Origin of the sequence: Salipiger sp. (genome assembly GCF_048261495.1) — a bacterium.
Taxonomy (GTDB): Bacteria; Pseudomonadota; Alphaproteobacteria; order Rhodobacterales; family Rhodobacteraceae; genus Salipiger.
Map to the genome: position 1 here is coordinate 1 of NZ_JBLXFX010000019.1, position 21,143 is coordinate 21,143.

Consider the following 21,143-nt stretch of genomic DNA (forward strand, 5'->3'; position numbering starts at 1 on the left):
GCCGGTCCGGCATTGGCCGAGGGCGCGCCCGAAGTGTCGACCGACCTCACCGTTGACATGGCGCCGCAGCAGTACCGCATCTGCAACGAGCGCCCCGCGCGCCCTGCCTGGATGGATGAACTGCATCCGCGCGAGGCTTACAAGGCGCTGACGATGATGGACCTATACGAGTTGCGGGCTTGGGAGCGGATCGCAGAAACTGGGGACTGTTCCTGCGAGGTTCGATTTCCGGCATGGGATGGTGCTGACAAAGAGTACCAAGATCGGTTCGATGCACTGCCACAACCAGATCATACCGCAGTGCGGCTTGAGTGGGTCGATACACGCAAGTCGCTGGAAGCCGGCGTACGACAGATCTGCGAAGGCCAAGGTAACTGGTAATGGGTGTCGTCAGTTGGATGGTCGGAACGGCCGATGCCTTCCTCGCCGATGCCGCGGAGTCCCAGTTCGGGGCGGTCGCGAGCAATATCGGCACGATCGTCCTGCTGATGGTGACCCTCTCGGCCATCGGGCTCTTCATCAACATGGCCTTCCAGTACCGCAGCATGGATGGCGCGAGCTTCTTCTGGTACCTCCTGAAGCTTTTGCTGGTCGGGCTCTTCGCCTTCAACTGGGTGCAATTCAATGCGGTCGCCAACGCGGTGATCGGAGGCTTGGACTATGTCGCGGGCGCATTGATCTCGTCCGTGGGGGGCGGCGGGGCAGGGGCCACCTACTTTGCTTCTGAATTTGACTTCCTGATCGAGAAGTTCAGCCAGTATCTGAACGCCATCGGCAGCAACCTCAACTGGATGACCGGCGCGATCCTCGGTGGCATCGGCCTTGTGCTCCTGAGCCTCCTCGGCTTCATGACCGGCATCGTGCTGATATTCGCCAAGATGATGCTGACCCTCATGCTTGGCCTCGCACCGGTCATGATCGCGCTCTCGCTCTTCGAGGCGACGAAGGATTTCTTCCACCGCTGGGTCTCGACCACCGTCAGCCATGCCTTCTACCCCGTCGTCATCGCGGCAATGTTCTCGACTGTCGTCGGCATGGCAAATGCGCTCCTCGCGCAGCTCGGCGATCCGGGTTCCGCGACCAATATCGGCTCGCTCATTCCGTTCTTCGTGATGGTGTTCCTGGCAAAGGGCTTCGTTGCCGCGACGCCGCTCATAGTGCGCGGGCTGTCGGGGAATTTCATGGTGGTGGTAGGGCCGAACGTGTTTGGTGGGGCGGCGGGTATGGTCCGCGGCATGGAGAATACAGCCGGGGTCAAGGAGCGTGCACGGGTAGGTGCGTTGACGACCGGGGAGATTGTCGGCCGAGGGATCGTACAGGCGCCATCATTGACTCTGTTTACCGCTCAGCGGAGTGCTGGAACGATTTCTCGAATTGCTGAAAGGGCCCGGCGGCTTGTGTCCTAGGACGCAAGTCGAAAGCCTGCCCATTAGTCTTTCGACTAGACCCGACGCCATTCTATGGAGGCAATGGGAATGGCTGAGGCGGGCGGAACGCGATCATCGCATCCCTTGGAACCCGCCAATGCGAAAGGACCGCCTTTTTGCAAGGGCGGTCAAGAGCGGTCCTTGGGGGAGCGGGGTCGTTAGTATTCCGACGGCAGAAGCAGGGTCAGAACCCGACGCGTTTGCGCAGGATCGGAAAGCTCAGGCGGTAATCTCCCCTAAAATTAGTGGTGTTCAAAAGTAGAATTTTCTCGGCAAGATATTTGAGGAGATTTTGAATGAAGACAAGCAGATACACTGAGGCGCAGATCCTTGCGATCCTGCGGCAAGCCGAAGGCGGTGTTCCGGTTGCCGAGCTTTGCCGCGAGTATGGTATGAGCGATGCGTCGTTTTACAAATGGCGTGCCAAGTATGGCGGCATGGATGCGTCAATGGTTAGCCAGATGAAGGCGATGGAAGAAGAGAACCGCCGGCTGAAGCGGATGTATGCGGAGCTGAGCATGCAGAACGATCTGTTAAAGGAAGCGCTTGGAAAAAAGTAGATCGGCCATCTCAACGGCGCGAGATGGCCGAAACGACGGTGGAACGACGGGGCGTGAGCATCGCGCTGGCGTGCCGGGCCTTCGGGGTCAGCGAGACCTGTTATCGTTGCAGCCCAAAGCTGAAGGACGAGAACGAGGTGATTGCCGATCTGCTGACGGGGCTGACAGATGCGCGAAAGACTTGGGGATTTGGCCTGTGTTTCCTGCATCTGCGGAACGTCAAAGGTCACCCGTGGAACCACAAACGCGTCTATCGGATCTACTGCGAGTTGGAACTGAACCTGCGGATCAAGCCCCGAAAGCGGCTGAAACGGGAGAAGCCTGATGTCTTGGCGGTGCCAGACGCGCCCAATGTGACCTGGTCGATGGACTACATGGCGGATCGCCTCGGCGACGGCCGTGCCTTTCGGCTGCTAAATGTGCCGGACGACTTCAACCGAGAAGGGCTGGGGATCGAGGTGGACTTCCCGTTGCCCGCAGAGCGGGTCATTCGCAGCCTGGACCGCATCATCGAGTGGCGCGGTAAGCCCGGCACCATTCGGGTGGATGATGGCCCCGAATACATCAGCGAGAAGCTCAGAATGTGGGCTGAGAAGCAGGGTATAACGATCCAGCACATCCAACCCGGCCAACCGCAGCAGAACGCTTATGTCGAGCGCTACAACCGGACGGTTCGGCACGAGTGGTTGGATCAATACATCATCGAGAGCATCGAGGAGGCACAGGATCAGGCTACACAATGGCTCTGGACATATAACAACGATCGTCCAAACATGGGCATCGGCGGCATCACACCCGTCATGAAGCTGAAAATGGCCGCGTAAGTTCTACGAATGCGCCCCGTTAAAAATGGGGAGATTACCCTCGGACACAGCGACACTCCCCCCTTTGAGCATAAGCCGGCGCCAACGATACAGCAGGTTCGGCGCCACGCCATTGCGGCGCGCGACCACCGAGATGCTGGCTCGGTCGTCCAGCGTCTCTTCCACGATCCGCAGCTTCTCGGCGGCAGTCCAGCGGCGTCGACGGCCGCCATCGGTGATGATATCTATCTCAGACATAAGCACGTGCTCAGGCATATGCCTAAGCCTCCATGGTTATGCCCAAGTGTCCGGTCGAAACGGGGGGCCGTTCACAATGCGAGACCATGAGATTACGGGCCTGAGCAAAAAAGAACGCCTTCGCGGCGATCATTCTGCGGAACCCCCTGGTCGAGGCCTAAGTCCGGCCGCAGAAATCAGTCCGCCGAGCAGGAGGATCACCGCATTTCCCCAGAAAACCGTCGCGACGCCGAACGCGACCCCTAAGGCTCCGAAAGTCAGAGGTACCGCAATCTGCGTGATCTTGTTGACCGTGATACGCAGTCCCAGCGCCTCGCCTGACCGGCCCTCGGGTGCCCGGCTGTAGGACAGCGACAGCGTGAGAGGCGAGGCGAGGCCAAGTGCGAGCCCGAGCAGGAAAGAGAGCGACAACAAGGCATGGACGTTCGGAAAGACGGGTAGCAAGGCAAACGCCCCGGCCGATACGAGCATGGCGAAACAAAGGACAAGTGCTTCGTCCCGGCCCTTCAGAAGATAGCGGGCGCCGAGGCGGACGAAGACGGCCGCTGCAGCGTAGGCGGCCAGCACCATCCCTATGGTCGTCCCCGAGAGGCCGATCGACGTCCCGTAGACCGGAATGTAGAAGGCGAAGAGCTCCACGCCGGTCATTGCGACCGCGCTCATCACAATGACTTGCCGCAAAGCGCGGCCCTTCACCAGATCCAGGAGGTGCTCTCCCTTGCGGTCGCGTGCTTTCGCGGGCGGTAACGCGATGCTGCGGCTGAATCGCAAGGCGGGCAGGGCGATCAGGACCGCCATTGCTGCGGACACGGCGAAGGCAGGCTGAAGACCGAAATGATCGGACGTTGCGCCGACGATCAGCGGCCCGACGAAGGCGGCGACCGAGACGCCAAGCGTTAGAGTGGCGTAATTGCCGGACCGTTGCTCGGCAGTACTGATGAGGCCCACGGCGATGTGGACCGAAATCTGGATTGCGATCTGTCCAAGTCCCAGCAGCACGGCACACAGGAAAAGAACGGCCAAATGATAGTACAGGACCGGCAGGACTAGCGCAAGCGCCATCGCGCAGCTGCCGAACAGGATTGGCCGTTGCGGTCCGATCCGGTCCGCAACGCGCCCGGCGGGCACCGAGAGGATTAGCGGCATGACCGCGAAACCGGCTGCCAGAATGCCAACCAGAAACGCGTTCGCTCCCAGGTGAAGGGCCCCGAGCGCCACTAGCAGCTTGCCGCCGCGCAGCGCAATGCTGGTCAGGAAGAACACCGCCACATAGACGAGAACGGCTTTTGTCGCGGCGAATTGCGCCATGTCCAGTGTTTCCCGTCGGAAGGATGCGGGCCCGTCCCGCCCTACACGAATAGTCTGCATGGCTGGCGGCCTCCGCCTTGGGCGGATGTGCTTGCATGCAGCTACTAATCCACTCACAATACTGCATGCAAGATATAATGCAGAAATCTTGATCTTCATCGGGAAGTGCGCGCGATGCGACAGTCTAGCACTGCGAAACCATATCTCTTCCGCGATGCGCCGAAGGTGACCGTCGGCGCGGCCGTTCGCGGCGCAGGTGCCTATGCGGACAATTGCACGGTAAGGCAAAAGGAGCGACGAATGAGCCTGAACACACCATCCGCCGACTTGCACAGGACAAGGGTTGGACTTCTGACCTTCTACGCATTTCACGAGGGGCGCAATCACCGGCCGTTGAAACCGGACCTTGTCCGGAACGCAGCGCCCGAGACGGTGGCCCTGGCGCTGCGGGGCTCCGGCATGGCGGAAGGCAATTTCACCCTGACCGTCACGGTTTTCGGCCTGGAACGTGACGGAGAACTGATCCTGTTCGATGTGGGCTTCGGGCCGGGCGGTCCCGGATGCACCGGCCTGTTGACCCAAGGCCTCGCGGCGGCGGGTTTCGGCGTTCACGATGTCACAGACATAGTCATCACGCATTTCCACGGCGACCACATCCTTGGCCTGACCGGACCGCGGCGAGGTCTCGCATTCCCTCAAGCCAGGATTCACGTTCCGGAGCCAGAGTGGAATTTCTGGATGAGCGGTGCACAGGAAGCGACTGCACCCGATCGGATCCGGCATGCGTTTCCGCAGGCGCGCCGGGTGTTCGATGCCGCAGGCCCGCAGGTGTCGCGGTTCGGGTGACCGGTCACATGTCTCCGCGCTTCGACGCCACCCCCTCGTGGGTTGAACGACAGGACCGGTTCGCGGAAGACCCCGGCAGACTCCGCCGCATTGACTGGAACGCCTTCGGGTTGATGCAAGCCGAAGTGGTTTCACGATTCCGGCGCCTCCTGGCTGCGATGTGACGCGGCCGGCGGAACCGTTTGGCCAACCAACGCGATGCGGGTCGGCGGTGACTTCACGGGACGAATTTTTTGGATTTTTTATTGCATCCAAAATCGCATCCATCTATTCTGTCCCGGCAGCTTGCTGGAAGAGGAGACCGGTATGACTGACTTTTCGGGAATTTCGCGCCGTGCATTCATCGCCGGGACTGGTGGGGTGCTGACGGCCGCGCTGGCCCCGAGCATGGCGCTGACAGCCGGAGCCGAGGCATTCGATGTTCTGAACGTCGCGATGCCCGCGCTCGGGCGCCAGGTGGGAGACCCGACGCAGGCGCCGACGTCCGAACGGGTGTATCTGTCGCTCATGTACGAATGGCTGATCGGCTGCGATCTGGAGGCAAATCTCGACAAGACCAGTGGCCTTGCCAAAGACTGGACCGTCGAAGAGGGCGACGGCGAAACAGTCTATACCGTGATCCTGCGGGACGGGGTGACGTTCCAGAACGGCAGCCCGCTGACCTCCGAAGACGTGAAGTTCTCCATCGAGCGGTTCGCTTCCGAGAACAGCAAGTCGACCTATGCCGGTTCGCTGCGCTCGAACGTGAAATCGGTCGAGGCGGTCGAGCCGCTCAAGCTGGTCATACGCACGGCACAACCCTATGCCTTCCTGCTCTATGACCTCTCCCGGGCTCTCGGGACCGAAGGCATGGTCATGTCGAAGGCCTATTTCGAGGAGGCCGGCGAACAGGCCTTCAACGACGCGCCCATCGGGACGGGTCCCTATCGGCTGACGGACCTGCGGCGCGATACGCACATGAAGTTCGATGCCATCGAAGGCGAGCACTGGCTGCTCGGCAAGCCACGCTTCGATCATCTCAACATCTTCGTGCTGCCCGAAGAAAGCGCCGCGGTCGCCGCGCTGAAGTCGGGGCAGGTGGACGTGATCGAGGTGAGCCGTCAGAGGGCGCCGGATCTCGATGCGGACGGCTTCACCATCTTTGCCAAGTCGGGGGCAACGTCGATCAACCTTATGTTGTACGGCATGTGGAACCCCGACGTGCCGCTTGGGAACAAGAAGGTACGCGAGGCGCTGATGCTGGCAATCGACCGCGATGCCATCGTCAAGGGGATCTTCGGCGGTTACGGCAAGATACAGTCGGACGGCGGTGCCTACGGCGACTGGGCCGTGGGCTATCGCGCCGGCGAGATCTATCCCTACGACCCGGAAAGGGCAAAAGCGCTGCTCAAGGAAGGCTGGCCGCAAGGGGATGTCACGGTCGATATCGACCTGTTCAGCCGGGCCGGGGTGCCGGAGCTGGTGGACGCCGCCACAGCCATCGCGGGCTACTGGAATGCCATCGGGGTGAAGACCAACCTCAACAACACCACCTTCTCGACCTTCCGGGCCGAGATGATGGACCCCGCGAAGGTGGCCAACCACGTCGCGGTGCAGAACTACGGCCAGCGTGCGCTGGTCCAGCCGGTTCAGTACGGTCAGTTCCACAGCAAGGGCAACGGCTCCAAGGGGGTGACGCCGGACGGCAAGGTGGCCTTCCCTGAACTTGAGAAGATGATCGAGGACGCGGCCGCCGCGCCGGATATCGAGACCTATGGCAAGGCCACGGCCGATGTCGCGGCCTATATCCGCGACGAGCATTTCGGTGGCGGCATGGCCGAGATCGACAGCCTCTATGCGGCGAACCCCGAGAAGATCGCGGCCTGGAACCTCGGCAAGAGCCCCTACGGCATCCGCCTGACGGACGTCATCCGCTCGCGGTGATGCCGTGCCCCGCCCGCCTGATCCGGGCGGGGCGACCAACTCCGACCGAAGGACCGATACCTTGGATGCTTCCTGCGCCTTTGCTTGCACGGCGGTCGGTACGAGATTTCGCGATCTCCCGGTCTCGACCGTTCAGGCGACCAAGATGGACATGCTCGATTACCTCGGCTGCGTGTTGGGGGGCAGTGCGTCTGCCGGGGTCCCCGAGGTCGTGGACCTTGCCCGCGATCTCGGCGGGCGGCCCGAGGCGTCGGTCTTCGTGCATGGCGGCAAGGTCGGGCTGCTGGATGCCTGCCTGGCCAATGGTGCGATGGCGCATGCGCTGGACTACGACAGCACGCACGAGATCGCGCATCTGCATCCCTCGGTTTCCACCATCTCCGCCGCACTGACGCTGGCCGATCAGATGGGTGGGGTGAGCGGCAAGGACTTCCTGACCTCGGTCGCGCTGGGGACCGACATGGTCAGCCGCCTGGGATTGGCCTGGCCCGCCTATCCGGCCGGGTTCATATGGACACTGGTCTACGGATTTTTCGGTTGCGCACTGGCGGCGGGCAAGCTGCTGGCACTGACCGAGGAGCAGATGACCCACGCCCTGGGTCTGGCTTATGCGCAGGCGGCGGGAAACCAGCAGACCAATCTCGACGGGGCCGTGGCCAAGCGCATGGGCATCGGATTCGCCGCGCGGGGAGGCGTGCTGTCAGCGCTGATGGCTGCGCGGGGGATCACGGCGGCACGCAATGCGCTGGAAGGCAAGCGCGGGCTCTATGCGACCTACAACCAGGGGCGCTACGACCCGGTGGCGCTGACCGACGGGATTGGTCAAAGGTTCGAGGGCGACAGGCTGAGCTTCAAGCCATACCCGACCTGCCGCTTCAACCACGGCCATATCGACGCGGCGCTCGCGCTGGCAGTCGAGCATGATCTTCGCGCCGAGGAGATCGAGGCAGTCGTCGCCCATGTCGAGCGCGAGGAGCACAGCCAGTTCGACCCGCTGGAGGTCAAGCGCAACCCGCGCACGCTTGTCGATGCGCAGTTCTCCATGCCCTACACGGTCGCGGTGGCGCTGGTCCGGCGGCGCATGAAGATCGAGGATTTCACACCGGAGGCGATCCGCGATCCCGAGGTGATCGGCGTTGCGAACAAGGTCTCTCCGCTGGTCGACCCGTCGCTGGACGCACATGTCCCGGCGGCCGCGGTGCTGGAGGTGCGCACACGGCGGGGCACCTTTACCAAGCGGGTGGAGTACCCGCTCGGGCATCCGCTCAACCCGGTGGACTGGGCCGATCTGGCCGACAAGACCCGCGATTGCGCGACACATGCTGCCGTGCCGGTGTCCTCCGATCGGGTGGAGGCGATGATCGCGCTGGTTGCCCGTCTCGAAACCCTCCGGGACATGCGCGAGCTGACCGCGCTGCTGCGCGAAGATCCGGCGGTGGCGCGGGTTCAAGAACGGGTGGCAGGCTGATGGGCCGCTACATCTTCCGCCGCTGCTTCCAGGGTCTGGTGACGCTGCTGGTTGTCAGTGTCGTCGTCTTCATGCTGGCGCGGATGTCGGGCGATCCGGTGATGCTCCTGTTGCCCGAGTTCGGGACAGAGGAAGACGCGGCGCGGCTGCGCGAACAACTCGGTCTCGACCGGCCACTGGTGGTGCAATACAGCTATTTCATCGCGAATGCGCTACAGGGCGATTTCGGCGTTTCGATCAAGACCAGCGCACCTGTGACCGAGCTGATCGGGGAGCGGCTGCCAAGCTCCATCCTCCTCTCCGCCGCCGCCATGGCCATCGCCGTGGTCGTTGGGCTTCCGCTCGGCATCGTCGCGGCGGTGCGCAAGGGCACGTGGATAGACACGGTGGCGCGCGTGATTGCGCTCTTCGGACAGTCGGTGCCGAACTTTGCGATGGGCGTGCTGCTGATCCTGATCTTCTCGGTTCAGTTGCGGTGGCTGCCGAGCTTTGGCCAGACCGGATGGCAGAGCCTCATCATGCCCGCCGTGACGCTGGGCTCCAGCATGGTGCTGGCCGGGATCACGCGGCTGGTGCGGTCGGGGATGCTCGACGTGCTCGACAGCGACTATGTGAAGCTCGCGCGGATCAAGGGACTGTCCGAGGCGCGGGTGATCTGGAAACACGCCTTGCACAACGCGGTGCTGCCGGTGCTGACTTTCGTCGGCTTCTATTTCGCGCTGATCGTCGGCGGCGTGGTGGTGACGGAGACGGTGTTCTCCTGGCCCGGTCTGGGGCGGCTCGCCTACGAGGCGGTGCTCTGGCACGACTTCCCGCTGATCCAGGCCATCGTCCTGCTGCTCGCGGCCGTGTCGATCAGCGTGAACCTGCTGGTGGACATCCTTTACGCTTGGCTCGACCCGAGGATCCGCTATGGAAGCTAGAACCCTGCCCGCAGAACGCCCGGCGCGTCCGCCGAAGCGCCGCTCGGGAAACCCTGTGCCGCTTGTGCCATCCGCGATCCTGCTCGGCGTGGGCGCGATGGCGGTGTTTTCGGGCACGCTGGCGCCGCACGATCCGAACGCCATGGCGCTCCTGCAAAAGCTGGCGCCTCCCGCCTTCATGGACGGCGGTACGGCAGAGCATCTCCTCGGCACCGACAAGCTGGGCAGGGACATCCTGAGCCGGCTGATCTACGGCACCCGGGTGTCCATCGCCGTCGGGCTGGTCGCGCTGCTGCTGGGCGGAGCGGTGGGTACGCTGCTGGGCATCGTCGCAGGCTACGACCGACGCTGGGACGGGATCATCATGCGCGTGACAGATGCCATGTTCGCCTTTCCGACGATCCTGCTGGCGCTGGTGCTGGCGACGTTGCTGGGGGCAAGCATCCCGGGACTGATCTTCGTCATGGTGCTGATGGTCTGGAGCAAGTTCGCACGTATGGCGCGGGCCGAGGTTCTGTCAATCAAGGAGCGCGACTATGTGAAATATGCGCAGATGATCGGCATTCCTGCCTGGCGGATCGTGCTGCGGCACATCTTCCCGAACCTGCTGAACATGCTCGCCGTCCTGTTCACCCTCCAGGTCGGCTGGGTGATCATGACCGAGGCCTCGCTCAGCTTCCTCGGGGTGGGCATTCCGGCGCCGACACCGTCCTGGGGCGGGATGGTGACCGACGGGCGCAACATCCTCGATACGCATTGGTGGGTATCGCTGTTCCCCTGCCTGATGATCATCGCGACCTGCCTCTCGCTCAACATCTTCGGCGACTGGCTGCGCGAGGTCATGGACCCGCGGCAGCGGCAAATCTGAGGGGCGGGGATGACCACGACCGAACTGGAAAGAAACGTCGCCGCCGGGACTGCCCCGCTGCTCGAAGTGCGCGACCTGCATACCTACTTCTACACCCGCCGGGGCGTGGTGAAGGCTGTGAACGGCGTGTCGTTCTCGGTTGGCCGGGGCAGGACGCTGGGCCTCGTGGGCGAATCCGGATCGGGCAAATCCGCGACCTCCATGTCGCTGATCCGGCTGGTGCCGGACCCCCCGGGCCGGATCGTCGCGGGCAAGATCCTGCTGGAAGGCGAGGACCTGCTGACCCTCAGCGACGACGAGATGCGCCGCGTCCGGGGTGGGCGAATCTCGATGATGCTTCAGGACCCGATGAGTTCGCTCAATCCGGTTTTCACCATAGGCGATCAGATCATGGAGGCGATCCGCATCCATCAGGGCGGCAGCCGCGAAAGCCTGTGGGACCGTGCCGTCGCTGCGCTGAAGGCAGTCCGGATTTCAGAGCCGGAACTGCGCATGGCGTCCTGGCCGCACCAGTTGAGCGGCGGGATGCGGCAGCGGGTGGTTGCGGCCATCGCGATTTCCTGTCAGCCATCGCTTCTGATCGCGGACGAGCCGACCACGGCGCTCGACGTCACCATTCAGGCGCAGCTTCTGAACCTCTTGCGTGACATCCAGGCCGAGCGCGGCATGTCGATCATCTTTGTCACCCACGATTTCGGCGTGGTGGCCGACATGTGCGACGAGGTGGCGGTGATGTATGCCGGGCAGATCGTCGAGACAGCCAGCACGCTGGAAATCTTCGACAATCCGCAGCATCCCTACACGCAGGCTCTGCTTGCCTCGCTGCCCGATCTCGATGACGTGCCGGAGCGTCTGCCCGCGATCCCCGGCCAGCCGCCTGCCTTGCACGACCTTCCCGTCGGCTGCGCCTTTGCGGAGCGCTGTTCGAAGTGCATGGCCCAGTGCCGGATCGAGGCGCCCCCGGCGGTGGAGGTCTCAAAGGGCCACATGGCACGTTGCTGGAGGGCGGGATGATGGCGGTGCCGTTTCTGGAATGCCGGGGGGTGGAGAAGCATTTCCCCGTGACCCGCGGCATCATCCGCGACCGGGCCGTCGGCTGGGTGAAGGCGGTGGACGGGATCAATCTGTCAATCGGCGCGGGCAAGACTCTGGCCATCGTAGGGGAATCCGGCTGCGGAAAATCGACCACGGCCAAGCTGATCCTTCAGATGGAGCGGCCTACCGGCGGGGACATCCTGTGGCAGGGCAAGCCGCTGGCCACGCTCGGCCGCGACGAGGCAAGAGAGTATCGCCGCTCGGTGCAGGCGGTGTTTCAGGACCCGTATTCTTCGCTCAATCCCAGGATGCGGGTCGGCGCGATCCTCGCAGAGCCCATGACGGCATTCGAGCGGCCCTCCGGGGCCGAGGTGCGCACGCGGACCGCGACACTGCTGGCCGAGGTGGGCTTGCCCGCCGGTCTGGCCGACCTCTTTCCGCATGAGCTGAGCGGCGGGCAGCGGCAACGGGTGGCCATCGCCCGGGCGCTGGCCTCCAAACCGAAGATGATCGTCCTCGACGAGCCGGTCTCCGCCCTGGATGTGTCGGTCCGGGCGCAGGTGATGAACCTGCTCAAGGATCTCCAGCCGAAATTCGGACTGACCTACCTGCTCATTGCTCACCAGCTCGGGACGATCCGGTACATGGCCGATCATGTGGTGGTCATGTATCTCGGCAAGGTGGTCGAGGACGCCCCCTGTGAAGAGCTTTTCACCCGGCCGAGGCATCCCTACACGCAGGCGCTGCTGGCGGCGTCGCTGCCGGCACACCCAGCCGCCCGGAAGGAGAAGACCGTTCTGGACGGCGAGATCCCCAGCCCGCTCAACCCTCCGCCCGGCTGCGCGTTCCACACCCGGTGTCCGCTGGCAATGGACCGGTGCGGGACGGAGAGTCCTGCGCTGCAAGGAGCGGAGGGGCATCGGACGGCATGTCATCTGGCGCGGACCGATGCCCGTCAGATGGAGCCCGAACTTGGCTAGGGGTGCGGAATGAGCGATGCCGTAGCCGGTGATGTCCCCCGGAGCCTGAGACGGAACGGAGACTACCTTCGGTTTCTTGCCTGCCGGGGCTGCCTCGTGACGGCGTTCCAGATGCTCTCGGTCGCCGTGGGCTGGGACGTTTACGCCCGCACCGGGGACCCGATGGACCTCGCTCTGATCGGGCTGTTCATGTTCCTGCCGATCCTGTGTTTCTCGATTCCGGCAGGCGTTGCCGCCGACCGCGTCGACCGTCGCCGGATCATCGGAACCTTCATGCTGCTGCATTTCCTGTCGATCTCGGCCATCGGGTGCTGGTTCGCCTTTGGCGGGGCGGCGGTCTGGCCGGTGTTCCTGTTGTTGCTCGTCTCGGGTTCTGCGCATGCCTTTGTGCATCCGGCGTTGCATTCCACCCTGCCGAAGCTGGTCGACCGTGCGGTGTTCTCGAATGCGGTGGCCGGGGCCTCGTCCATCACCAAGATCGCCCAGCTTGTCGGCCCGGCACTTGGCGGAGTGCTGATCGCCGTCGGCGGGCAGGTGGTCTATCTGGTGGCCGCGGCCTGTTTCCTTGTCGCCGCCGTGGCCGGGCTGACCATCCGCACCGACCTGCGGATCGAAGCGCCTGAGCCGTTTTCGCTCGGTCTGTTCCTGGGCGGGTTCGTCCATATCTGGCAGACGCCGACAGTCTTCGCCGCCATCTCGATCGACCTGATCGCCGTGCTGTTCGGGGGCGTCATGGGCATTCTGCCGGTCTACGCGGTCGACATCCTGCATGTGGGACCCGAGGCGCTTGGCCTGATGCGGGGCGCGCCCGCGGTCGGCGCCTTCAGCGTCGGTGCGTTGCTGGCGTGGTTCCGGTTCCCCTGGCATGTCGGCCGGGCCTTCTTCGTGTCGCTCGGGGTGTTCGGCATCGCCATCGTGCTGTTCGGCCTGTCGCGACACTACCTACTGTCGCTCGGCGCGCTGTACCTCTACGGCGCGGCGGACATGGTGAGCGTCTACGTCCGCCAGACATTGATTCAGCTCGATACGCCCGATGCCCTGCGCGGCCGTGTGAGCGCGGTCAACTCGGTGACGGTGAATGCCTCCAACCAGATGGGCGATTTCCGGGCGGGCTCGATGGCTGCGATGTTTGGTGCGCCTGTGGCGGTCGCCGTCGGCGGAGCGGTGACGCTGGGCGCCACCCTCATCTGGTACCGGAAGTTTCCCGCGCTGCGGGGGCTTGCGCGATTCTGAACGGGAAAATTGCATGAAATCCGCCGATTTCCGAATTAATCGCTGGCGTGAGCAATTCGGGATGCTATATTGCATCCAATTAGGGAGAGAGACATGAACATGATGGATTCGCAGGCCGACCTCGGCGCCTTCCAGCTTCCCGAAGAAGTTCGGCAGATCCGCGATGTGGCGCGCGACATCGTCCGCAACGAGCTGCTGCCTCTCGAAAAGCAGTTCCTGCTCAGCAAGGACCACGCCCATGGCGTGAAGGAGACGCTGAACCTCCGCTACGTTTACGACGAGAAGACGGCGGACCGTCTGATGGGCCTGTCGAAGGAAACCGGCCTCTTCTACCTGCTTGTGCCCGAAGAACATGGCGGCGCGGGCCTGTCGCAACTGGCGCAGGTCGTGGCGATGGAAGAGTTCATGTACACCGCCGTTCCGTTTCCCTTCGCCAACGTCCCTAACATCCTTTACGGCTGCAAGGGCGACCAGATCGACAACTACCTGAAGCCGGTGATCGACGGGAAAAAGACCACCGCATTTGCACAGACGGAGCCGGACGCGGGGTCCGATCCGGGCGGGATGATGAAGACCAAGGCGGTCCGGGAAGGCTCGGACTGGGTCATCAACGGCACCAAGATGTGGATCTCGAACGCAAACGAATGCGACGTGCTGATGGTGCAGGCGGTGACCGACCCCGACAAGCGTCAGCGCGGTGGAATCACCATGTTCCTCGTCGACCGGAAAAATCCCGGCGTGAAAATCGAGGAGGCGGGCATCCCCACCTGGCTCAGCCCGCGCGCGGGGCAGTACATCGTGCATTTCGACAATTGCCGGGTCCCGGCAGAGGACGTGCTGGGCGAGGTCGGCAACGGCTTCCGGCTGGGGCAGAAGTGGCTGACGATCCACGACCGTCTGATGCGGGGGCCGCTGGCGCTCGGCAAGATGCGGCGTGCGATCGAAATGTCGGTGGATTGGGCCAAGAGCCGTTCGACCTTCGGCAAGCCGATTTCTGAACGGCAGGCGATCCAGTGGCGTCTGGTCGACATGTACATCGACCTCAAGGCGCTGCGGTCGATGACCTACGAGGCGGCTTCGCGTGCCGATGCGGGCGAGGACGTGCGGACCGAAGCGGCGCTGGTCAAGCTGGTGAGCACCGAATGGGGCGCGCGCTGCATCGACCACGCGATCCAGATCCACGGCGCGATGGGCGAAAGCTCGGAACTGCCGCTGACGCATTTCTACAAGTACCTGCGTCATGCGCAGATCGGCGGCGGGACGAGCGAGATCCAGCGTCACCTGATCGCGCGGCACATCCTGTCGGACGCGGGCGCGGTGGACTGATCCCGATGTCCGACTTGCCGAAACGCATCCACATCACCGAGGAAGGCCCGCGCGAAGGCTTCCAGTTCGAGAAGGCTCCCATCGCGACGGACCGCAAGATCGAACTGATCAATGCGCTGGCCGAGACGGGAGTGAGCCAGATCCAGGCGGTGTCCTTCGTGCATCCCAAGGCCGTCCCGCAAATGGCCGATGCCGAGTCGGTCGTGGACGGGATCATCCCGCGCGACGGTGTGGAGTTCATTGGCCTCTGGCTGAACCAGCGCGGGCTGGAGCGGGCGATTGCGACCGGCAAGCTGCATCTGGAGGGGTCGATTGCACTGACCGCCTCGGAAACCTTCCTGCTGCGCAACCAGAAGCGCACCTTCGCGGACAACCTCGCGCAACAGCGCGAGATGGCGGCGGCCTACAAGGCCGCGGGCATTCCCATCGAGCGGGGCTCGGTCATGGCGGCGTTCGGCTGCAACTTCGAAGGGCCGGTGCCGGTCGAGCGGGTGGTGGCGCAGGTGGCTGAAATCGTCGCCATTGCGCAGGAACAGGGCGAACGCATCCGCCTGATGAACTTTTCGGACACGATGGGTTGGGCGACGCCGCGCGGCATCCGTGCGGTGCTGGAGGCGGTCAGAACCCGCTGGCCGGATCTCGAACTGTCGCTTCACCTGCATGACACGCGGGGCATGGGCATCGCGAATGCCGTTGCCGGGCTGGAATTGGGTGTTGCGCATTTCGATGCCTGCGTGGGGGGGCTGGGCGGTTGCCCCTTCGCGGGCAACCGGGCGGCGGCAGGGAATGTCTGCACCGAGGATCTGGTGTTCCTGTGCCGCGATCTCGGCATCGAGACGGGCATCGACATCGAGCGGATGATCGAGGCGGCGAAACTGGCCGAGGACATCGTCGGCCATCCGCTGCCGGGTGCAGTGAAATCGGGCGGAAGCCTGTCGCAATGGGTCTGAACGGGAAGGGGAGGAGAGAGATGGGAGGCTTGCTGGAGGGCGTGCGCATTCTCGATCTGAGTGCGATCATTGCCGGACCCCTGTGTTCGTATCAGCTTGCGTTGCTGGGGGCCGAAGTCATCAAGGTCGAACCGCCCGAACGCGGTGATCTCGCGCGGAGTCTGGGCGCGGACGAGGCCCTCAACAAGGAGAAGATGGGGGTTTCGTTCCTGGCGACGAATGCCGGGAAGAAGTCCGTGATGCTCGATCTCAAGTCGCCCGAAGGAATTGCCGGCGTGCGGGACCTCGTTGCGACCTGCGACGTCGTTCTGGAAAACTACCGGCCCGGCACGATGACACGGCTTGGGTTCGATTACGAGGTCGCGCGGCAGATCCGCCCGGACATCGTCTGGTGTTCGATCACCGGCTTCGGACAGAACGGCCCGCTTGCCGGGCGCCAGGCCTATGACCAGATCATCCAAGGCTATTGCGGGCTGATGAGCCTCACCGGATCGGAAGAGACCGCGCCCACGCGCTCGGGCTACCAGGTCTGCGACTCGCTTGCCGCGATCACCGCGTCCTTTGCAATCTGCGCCGCACTCTATCGCCGCACGGTGTCGGGGGAAGGGGAGTTCATCGACGTCTCGATGCTAGATGCCTCGTTGGCGGGGCTGACATCCTGGCCCGCGTCCGGTCTCCTCAATGCGGGGCGGGTGCCAAAGCCGATGGGCAACGAGAACGGCGCGTCTTCTCCGTCAGGAGCGTTCCGGACCGGCGAGGGCACGATCAACATCGTGGCCAATGATCAGAAGCAATACGAATCACTCTGCGATGCCATCGGAGCGCCGCATCTGAAGACTGAGCCGCGCTTCGTCACGAGACAGCTTCGCGTCACCCATCGCGACGAGCTCAGGGTGGAGCTGGAAAAGTACCTCGCGACGAAAGGCGCCGTCGACTGGGATACGGTTCTTGCCGAGGCCAATGTGCCCGCCGGACCGATTCTCGATCTCCGCAGCGCGTTTTCCCATCCCCAGGTGGCGGCCCGTCAGATTATCAAGACCTTTGACGATACGGCCATCGGCCGGGCGTTCTCGGTCTCGCGTCTCGGGTTTACGCTCGGAAGCGGGATGCCGGATGTGACTTTGCCGCCGCCCAGGCTCGGGGAGCACGATGACGCTGTCCTTGGGAAAGCTCGACACACGAGTGCGCCGTTGCCCGCGGTCGAGACTCCACGCAAATCTCACGGATGAGACTTTGTCATGGAATTCGAACATGCCATATTGTCAGCCACAATAGTGGATGTAGTATTGCATCCAAAAATGCTCAGCACTGCGAGCACGGAAATTGGGAAGGGTCTCTGAATGACGAACGCGCTTTTGAAGCGGCTGGAAACGAAGAAGGCGCTGTTGGGCATGCAGTGCTTCACGGGCAATGCCGCGCTGGTCGAGATCATGGGCTTTTCGGGCTTCGACTGGGTCTCGATCGACATGGAGCATACGTCGATCAGCTTTGCGGACGTGGAGAACCTGACCCGCGCGGCCGAGGTCAGCGGCATGATCCCGATGGTCCGGGTGGCGGATATCGAGCCGCTGCTGATCATGAAGGCGCTGGATGCCGGCGCGAAGGGAGTGATCGTGCCGCATGTGCAATGCGCCGACGATCTGAAGCGGGCAGTGGCCGCGGCGAAGTTCGCCCCCGAGGGCGAACGCGGCAAGTGCGGGCAGGTGCGGGGCAGCCGGTACGGCGCGGACGGGGTGCCGTGGTCGAAATTCTGGAAGCAGGCGAATGACGAGGTCATCATCATGCCGCTGGTGGAGGAGAAGGAGGGGATCGAGAACCTCGACGAGATCCTCGCCGTCGACGGGGTGGACGTGCTCTGGATCGGCATCGGCGATCTCGCCCAATCCTACGGCGTGCCGGGCGCCCCGCTGACCGAGGAACCGCTACTCTCGGTGGCGCGCGAGGCGGTGGCCAAGACGAAGGCTGCGGGAAAGGTGCTGCTGGCGCCGTCCTCGCCCATCCACACGCACGACTATTGCCGCGAGTTGCTGGCGATGGGCTTCGGCGGGATCAGCTACGGCACCGATACCTCGATCTTCCGTAACGTGTGTCGCGACGCCATCGCACTGACGAAATGACCGCCTGGGGAGGGCGCAGGACATGAGCTATTCGGTAAAGGCCAAGCTGACGGAGCTGATCTTCGTGCGGCTCGACAAGGGGCAGGATCTGCTTCAGGCCGTGAAGGATGCCGCCGTCGAGCATGACGTCGAGGCGGGCGTGGTGGTCGACATCACCGGCAGCGTGACCAAGGCGCGGGTGCAGAAATTCAAGTCGAAGTCGCACGATCCCTCCACCCGGATCGAAGTGATCGAGCTTGAGGGGCCGCTGGAGCTGACCGGGCACGGGATCATCGGCACCACCGAGGGTTCGGGCGGGATCGGCGAATACAAGGACGGAGAGCCCTACGTCCATATCCACGTTGTCGTCACCTCGGCGGACGAGACGATCTGCGGCCACCTGATGCCGGGGACGCTGGTGCGCTCGCACCTCGAAGTGTCGCATTTCACCATCGTGCTGGCCAAGGCCGAGGGCGTGAACCTCAAGGCGGCGTTCAAGGCAACCGAAGACGGCAAGGGGCGGATCTACCACGATCTGACCCCGGCCTGAGCGGAGGCAGCATGGCACCCTCGCGCAACAGGCTGATCGAGCTTCTGCGGAGCGGCAAACCGGCCTTCGGCGGGTCGCTGCATTGCGGTGACATCGCGGGGGCGCGGGCGATGGGGGATTCCACCTTCGACTTCACGATGGTGGACCTGGAGCACGAGGGGTTCGACCTGCCGAAGCTGGGCGACACGCTGCAATGGATGCAGAGCCGGCGGCGGATGGCGGCGACGGGAAACATGTTTGCCTCGCCCACGCCCATCGTCCGCCTGCCGCATCACGGCAGCGAGCGGGTACGCTGGATAGCAAGCCAGGCGCTGGACTACGGCGCGCTCGGCCTGTTGCTGCCCTATGCGGAAAGCGCCGATGACGTGGCCGATCTGGTCTCGGCCATGCGCTATGCGCGGCGCGACGCGGAGGGGCGGATTTCCGGCGAACGGCGGGTCTGGCCGAAGCTGGCGATGCGCTACTGGGGCTATTCGAAGTTCGAGGAGTACCGCGACATGGCCGACCTCTGGCCGGTCAACCCGGACGGAGAGCTGGCGCTCATCGCCATCGTGGCAACGCCGAAGGCGCTGGAGAACATCGACGAGATCGCGTCGGTGCCGGGGCTTTCGGGGATGATGTTCGGCGCCAAGCACGCCTGGCACGCCTTCGCCAAGGAGGGGACGATCGACCTCGAAGACCCCGAGCTTGTGGAGTTCCGCACCCGGATGCTGGCGGCCTGCCAGCGAAACGGCATCGCGGCGGGTACGTCGCTGTCGGCCAGGCCGCCCAAGGGGGCCGGGGGCAAGGGGTTCGTCGACATGCCCTACCTGCGGCGGCGCATCGACGAGGGTTTCCGGGTCTTCCTGACCCAGGGCGACGGCCGGCCCGAGGGGCTGGACGAGGATAAGGCATAGCGGCCCGCGGGGCCGCGGACTGGAACAGGCCGGAGCGCAGCCGCGCGGACGGCGAGACAGAAAGGGAGAAGGATATGGCAAAGGACTATACATACGACGTGCTGGTGATCGGCGCCGGGAACGCCGCGCTGACCTCGGCGCTGGCTGCGCTGGATCAGGGCGTCAGCGTCGGCATCCTCGAAAAGGCGCCGAAGAAGGAGCGCGGCGGCAACAGCATGTTCACCGGCCACATGCGCTTTGCCTATGACTCCGTCGATCAGCTGAAGCCGCTGATGGCGAACCCGACAAACGCCGAGATCGACAAGATCAACGAACTGCTCCCCGCCCATACCAAGGACGATCTCACCGAGCTGATCATGCGGGTGACCGACTACCGCTCGGATCAGGAGATGCTCGAGGTTCACGTCGAGGAATCCTACAACACGATCAACTGGCTGGCGAGCAAGGGCCACCGCTGGGTGCCCAACTTCGGACCCCGCGCCCAGTTCGTGCTGTCGATGGACGGCGGCGGCCACGGTCTCCAGTCCCGCAACTTCGGCTATGTCGAGGCAGCAGGCGGAAACTTCCACTACGAGACCTCGGCCACGAATTTCCTTCAGGACGACACGGGCCGCGTCACCGGCGTGCGCGCCCTGACCCCGGACGGATACGTGAACTTCCATGCGAAATCCGTGGTGCTGGCCTGCGGCGGGTTCGAGGCCAATGCGGAGATGCGCGCCAGATATCTCGGCCACAACTGGGACACGGTCCATGTCCGCGGCGTTCCCTTCAACACCGGCGACGGGATTCGCATGGCGCTGGACATCGGCGCCATGCCACACGGCTCGTGGTCGACCTGCCACGCCTCGCCGCAGGATTACGAACTGCCCAAGTTCAAGCTGCCCAGCCAGGTCGGCGAGGGCGGGCATATGAGCCGCTACATGTACACCTTCTCGATCATGGTGAACTCGGACGGCGAGCGCTTCGTGGACGAGGCGAGCGACCTGCGTTCCGCCACATATGCCAAGATGGGGCGCGCGATCATCCAGCAGCCCGGCGGCGTAGCCTACCAGATCATGGATGCAAAGGTGCGCCGGACGGGTCTCTTCCCGTCGAGCTACGAACACGCCTCAAGCGCCAAGGCCGACACGCTGGAGAAGCTGGCCGAGATCTTCGACATCGACGCCAAGCGGCTGGTCCGCACGGTCAACGAGTTCAACGCCGCCGTGCCGAAGGACCAGGAGGCCAAGCCGAGCGCCTATGCACTGGACGGGGTCAGCACCGAGGGCCTGCCGCTGCCCAAGAGCAACTTTGCCATGACCATCGATGAAGCGCCCTTCGAGGCCTACATCGTGCGCGCCGGCATCACCTTCACCTTCGGCGGGGTCAAGATCGAGCCGAAGACCGGCAAGGTGCAGCACGTCTCGGGCCGCGCGATCCCCGGCCTCTGGGCGGCGGGCGAGCTGGTCGGCGGGCTGTTCCACGGTAGCTATGCCTCGGGCTCGGGGATGATGGCAGGTGCCAACTGGGGCCGGATTTCCGGCACCGGCGCCGCCAAGGCCGCGCTGGAGATGGCGCCCGCCGTCGCGGCGCAGTGACCAAGCGGCGCCCCCGGCAGGCGGAGCGCCTTGCCGGGGGCCGCCGACATGGCCGGAACATTCGTCAAGGGGAACACCCCGGCACTGTTCCGGTCGCTCGACGCAGGAGCGAAGAC

General features: G+C 64.0%; 19 protein-coding genes and 1 pseudogene. 18 read left to right on the top strand and 2 right to left on the bottom strand.

Annotation, left to right across the window (positions count from 1 at the left end; genetic code table 11):
- The 3 genes from ACN0RJ_RS21950 to ACN0RJ_RS21960 form a co-directional block, all read left to right on the top strand.
- A partial coding sequence (locus ACN0RJ_RS21950) for a hypothetical protein (protein ID WP_417725665.1) occupies window positions 1-381 on the top strand: 381 nt, incomplete at its 5' end.
- Window positions 381-1,406 carry a type IV secretion system protein gene (locus tag ACN0RJ_RS21955; protein WP_417725666.1) on the top strand — a complete coding sequence of 342 codons (1,026 nt, stop codon included), beginning with the start codon at window positions 381-383 and terminating at the stop codon, window positions 1,404-1,406. The genes ACN0RJ_RS21950 and ACN0RJ_RS21955, both read left to right, overlap by 1 nt.
- Before the next feature lie 317 nt (window positions 1,407-1,723).
- A protein-coding gene (locus ACN0RJ_RS21960; RefSeq protein WP_417725667.1) for an IS3 family transposase occupies window positions 1,724-2,811 on the top strand; the annotation gives its coding sequence in 2 pieces (ribosomal slippage) (window positions 1,724-1,985 and window positions 1,985-2,811; 1,089 coding nt in all).
- A gap of 39 nt (window positions 2,812-2,850) precedes the next feature.
- Here ACN0RJ_RS21960 and ACN0RJ_RS21965 read toward each other — a convergent pair.
- Window positions 2,851-3,066, bottom strand: a pseudogene (locus tag ACN0RJ_RS21965) (transposase); the annotation flags it as partial.
- Between the two features lie 111 nt (window positions 3,067-3,177).
- Complete coding sequence (locus ACN0RJ_RS21970) at window positions 3,178-4,356, bottom strand: MFS transporter (protein WP_417725668.1); 1,179 nt, start codon at window positions 4,354-4,356, stop codon at window positions 3,178-3,180.
- A gap of 300 nt (window positions 4,357-4,656) precedes the next feature.
- Between ACN0RJ_RS21970 and ACN0RJ_RS21975 the strand changes: the two genes are divergently transcribed.
- The 15 genes from ACN0RJ_RS21975 (at window position 4,657) to tcuA (ending at window position 21,027) form a co-directional block, all read left to right on the top strand.
- On the top strand, window positions 4,657-5,202 hold the full coding sequence (locus ACN0RJ_RS21975; RefSeq protein ID WP_417725669.1) for an MBL fold metallo-hydrolase: 546 nt from the start codon (window positions 4,657-4,659) through the stop codon (window positions 5,200-5,202).
- A gap of 306 nt (window positions 5,203-5,508) precedes the next feature.
- Complete coding sequence (locus ACN0RJ_RS21980; protein WP_417725670.1) at window positions 5,509-7,125, top strand: ABC transporter substrate-binding protein; 1,617 nt, start codon at window positions 5,509-5,511, stop codon at window positions 7,123-7,125.
- Window positions 7,126-7,129: 4 nt separating this feature from the next.
- Window positions 7,130-8,593 (top strand): MmgE/PrpD family protein, encoded by a 1,464-nt coding sequence (locus ACN0RJ_RS21985; RefSeq protein WP_417725671.1) that lies wholly within the window; start codon window positions 7,130-7,132, stop codon window positions 8,591-8,593.
- On the top strand, window positions 8,593-9,516 hold the full coding sequence (locus ACN0RJ_RS21990; protein WP_417725672.1) for an ABC transporter permease: 924 nt from the start codon (window positions 8,593-8,595) through the stop codon (window positions 9,514-9,516). The genes ACN0RJ_RS21985 and ACN0RJ_RS21990 overlap by 1 nt, the downstream gene beginning before the upstream one ends.
- Window positions 9,517-9,571: 55 nt before the next feature.
- Complete coding sequence (locus tag ACN0RJ_RS21995; RefSeq protein ID WP_417725673.1) at window positions 9,572-10,384, top strand: ABC transporter permease; 813 nt, start codon at window positions 9,572-9,574, stop codon at window positions 10,382-10,384.
- Window positions 10,385-10,393: 9 nt separating this feature from the next.
- Window positions 10,394-11,398, top strand: a complete 1,005-nt coding sequence (locus tag ACN0RJ_RS22000; protein WP_417725674.1) for an ABC transporter ATP-binding protein — start codon at window positions 10,394-10,396, stop codon at window positions 11,396-11,398.
- A complete protein-coding gene (locus ACN0RJ_RS22005) occupies window positions 11,395-12,399 on the top strand; it encodes an ABC transporter ATP-binding protein (RefSeq protein ID WP_417725675.1) in 1,005 nt (334 codons plus the stop codon). Before ACN0RJ_RS22000 ends, ACN0RJ_RS22005 begins: the two co-directional genes overlap by 4 nt.
- Before the next feature lie 9 nt (window positions 12,400-12,408).
- Window positions 12,409-13,632 (top strand): MFS transporter, encoded by a 1,224-nt coding sequence (locus tag ACN0RJ_RS22010; protein WP_417725676.1) that lies wholly within the window; start codon window positions 12,409-12,411, stop codon window positions 13,630-13,632.
- Window positions 13,633-13,725: 93 nt separating this feature from the next.
- Complete coding sequence (locus tag ACN0RJ_RS22015) at window positions 13,726-14,958, top strand: acyl-CoA dehydrogenase family protein (RefSeq protein WP_417725677.1); 1,233 nt, start codon at window positions 13,726-13,728, stop codon at window positions 14,956-14,958.
- A gap of 5 nt (window positions 14,959-14,963) precedes the next feature.
- A complete protein-coding gene (locus ACN0RJ_RS22020) occupies window positions 14,964-15,908 on the top strand; it encodes a hydroxymethylglutaryl-CoA lyase (protein WP_417725678.1) in 945 nt (314 codons plus the stop codon).
- Window positions 15,909-15,928: 20 nt separating this feature from the next.
- Entirely contained in the window at window positions 15,929-17,137 is a 1,209-nt protein-coding gene (locus ACN0RJ_RS22025) for a CaiB/BaiF CoA transferase family protein (RefSeq protein WP_417725679.1), read from the top strand.
- A 111-nt stretch (window positions 17,138-17,248) separates the two neighbouring features.
- On the top strand, window positions 17,249-18,025 hold the full coding sequence (locus ACN0RJ_RS22030) for an HpcH/HpaI aldolase family protein (protein ID WP_417725680.1): 777 nt from the start codon (window positions 17,249-17,251) through the stop codon (window positions 18,023-18,025).
- A 22-nt stretch (window positions 18,026-18,047) separates the two neighbouring features.
- Window positions 18,048-18,554: a PCC domain-containing protein gene (locus ACN0RJ_RS22035; RefSeq protein WP_417725681.1), complete on the top strand. Its 507-nt coding sequence runs from the start codon at window positions 18,048-18,050 to the stop codon at window positions 18,552-18,554.
- Between the two features lie 11 nt (window positions 18,555-18,565).
- Complete coding sequence (locus ACN0RJ_RS22040) at window positions 18,566-19,450, top strand: aldolase/citrate lyase family protein (RefSeq protein ID WP_417725682.1); 885 nt, start codon at window positions 18,566-18,568, stop codon at window positions 19,448-19,450.
- A 74-nt stretch (window positions 19,451-19,524) separates the two neighbouring features.
- A complete protein-coding gene (tcuA, locus tag ACN0RJ_RS22045; protein ID WP_417725683.1) occupies window positions 19,525-21,027 on the top strand; it encodes an FAD-dependent tricarballylate dehydrogenase TcuA in 1,503 nt (500 codons plus the stop codon).
- Window positions 21,028-21,143: the final 116 nt, after the last annotated feature.

What these genes read in the sequence shown, in the direction of transcription:
- ACN0RJ_RS21955 (WP_417725666.1), top strand. Translation starts at nt 381, where the DNA reads ATGGGTGTCGTCAGTTGGATGGTCGGAACGGCCGATGCCTTCCTCGCC.
- ACN0RJ_RS21970 (WP_417725668.1), bottom strand. Translation starts at nt 4,356, where the DNA reads ATGGCGCAATTCGCCGCGACAAAAGCCGTTCTCGTCTATGTGGCGGTG.
- ACN0RJ_RS21975 (WP_417725669.1), top strand. Translation starts at nt 4,657, where the DNA reads ATGAGCCTGAACACACCATCCGCCGACTTGCACAGGACAAGGGTTGGA.
- ACN0RJ_RS21980 (WP_417725670.1), top strand. Translation starts at nt 5,509, where the DNA reads ATGACTGACTTTTCGGGAATTTCGCGCCGTGCATTCATCGCCGGGACT.
- ACN0RJ_RS21990 (WP_417725672.1), top strand. Translation starts at nt 8,593, where the DNA reads ATGGGCCGCTACATCTTCCGCCGCTGCTTCCAGGGTCTGGTGACGCTG.
- ACN0RJ_RS22000 (WP_417725674.1), top strand. Translation starts at nt 10,394, where the DNA reads ATGACCACGACCGAACTGGAAAGAAACGTCGCCGCCGGGACTGCCCCG.
- ACN0RJ_RS22005 (WP_417725675.1), top strand. Translation starts at nt 11,395, where the DNA reads ATGATGGCGGTGCCGTTTCTGGAATGCCGGGGGGTGGAGAAGCATTTC.
- ACN0RJ_RS22010 (WP_417725676.1), top strand. Translation starts at nt 12,409, where the DNA reads ATGAGCGATGCCGTAGCCGGTGATGTCCCCCGGAGCCTGAGACGGAAC.
- ACN0RJ_RS22015 (WP_417725677.1), top strand. Translation starts at nt 13,726, where the DNA reads ATGAACATGATGGATTCGCAGGCCGACCTCGGCGCCTTCCAGCTTCCC.
- ACN0RJ_RS22020 (WP_417725678.1), top strand. Translation starts at nt 14,964, where the DNA reads ATGTCCGACTTGCCGAAACGCATCCACATCACCGAGGAAGGCCCGCGC.
- ACN0RJ_RS22025 (WP_417725679.1), top strand. Translation starts at nt 15,929, where the DNA reads ATGGGAGGCTTGCTGGAGGGCGTGCGCATTCTCGATCTGAGTGCGATC.
- ACN0RJ_RS22030 (WP_417725680.1), top strand. Translation starts at nt 17,249, where the DNA reads ATGACGAACGCGCTTTTGAAGCGGCTGGAAACGAAGAAGGCGCTGTTG.
- ACN0RJ_RS22035 (WP_417725681.1), top strand. Translation starts at nt 18,048, where the DNA reads ATGAGCTATTCGGTAAAGGCCAAGCTGACGGAGCTGATCTTCGTGCGG.
- ACN0RJ_RS22040 (WP_417725682.1), top strand. Translation starts at nt 18,566, where the DNA reads ATGGCACCCTCGCGCAACAGGCTGATCGAGCTTCTGCGGAGCGGCAAA.
- tcuA (WP_417725683.1), top strand. Translation starts at nt 19,525, where the DNA reads ATGGCAAAGGACTATACATACGACGTGCTGGTGATCGGCGCCGGGAAC.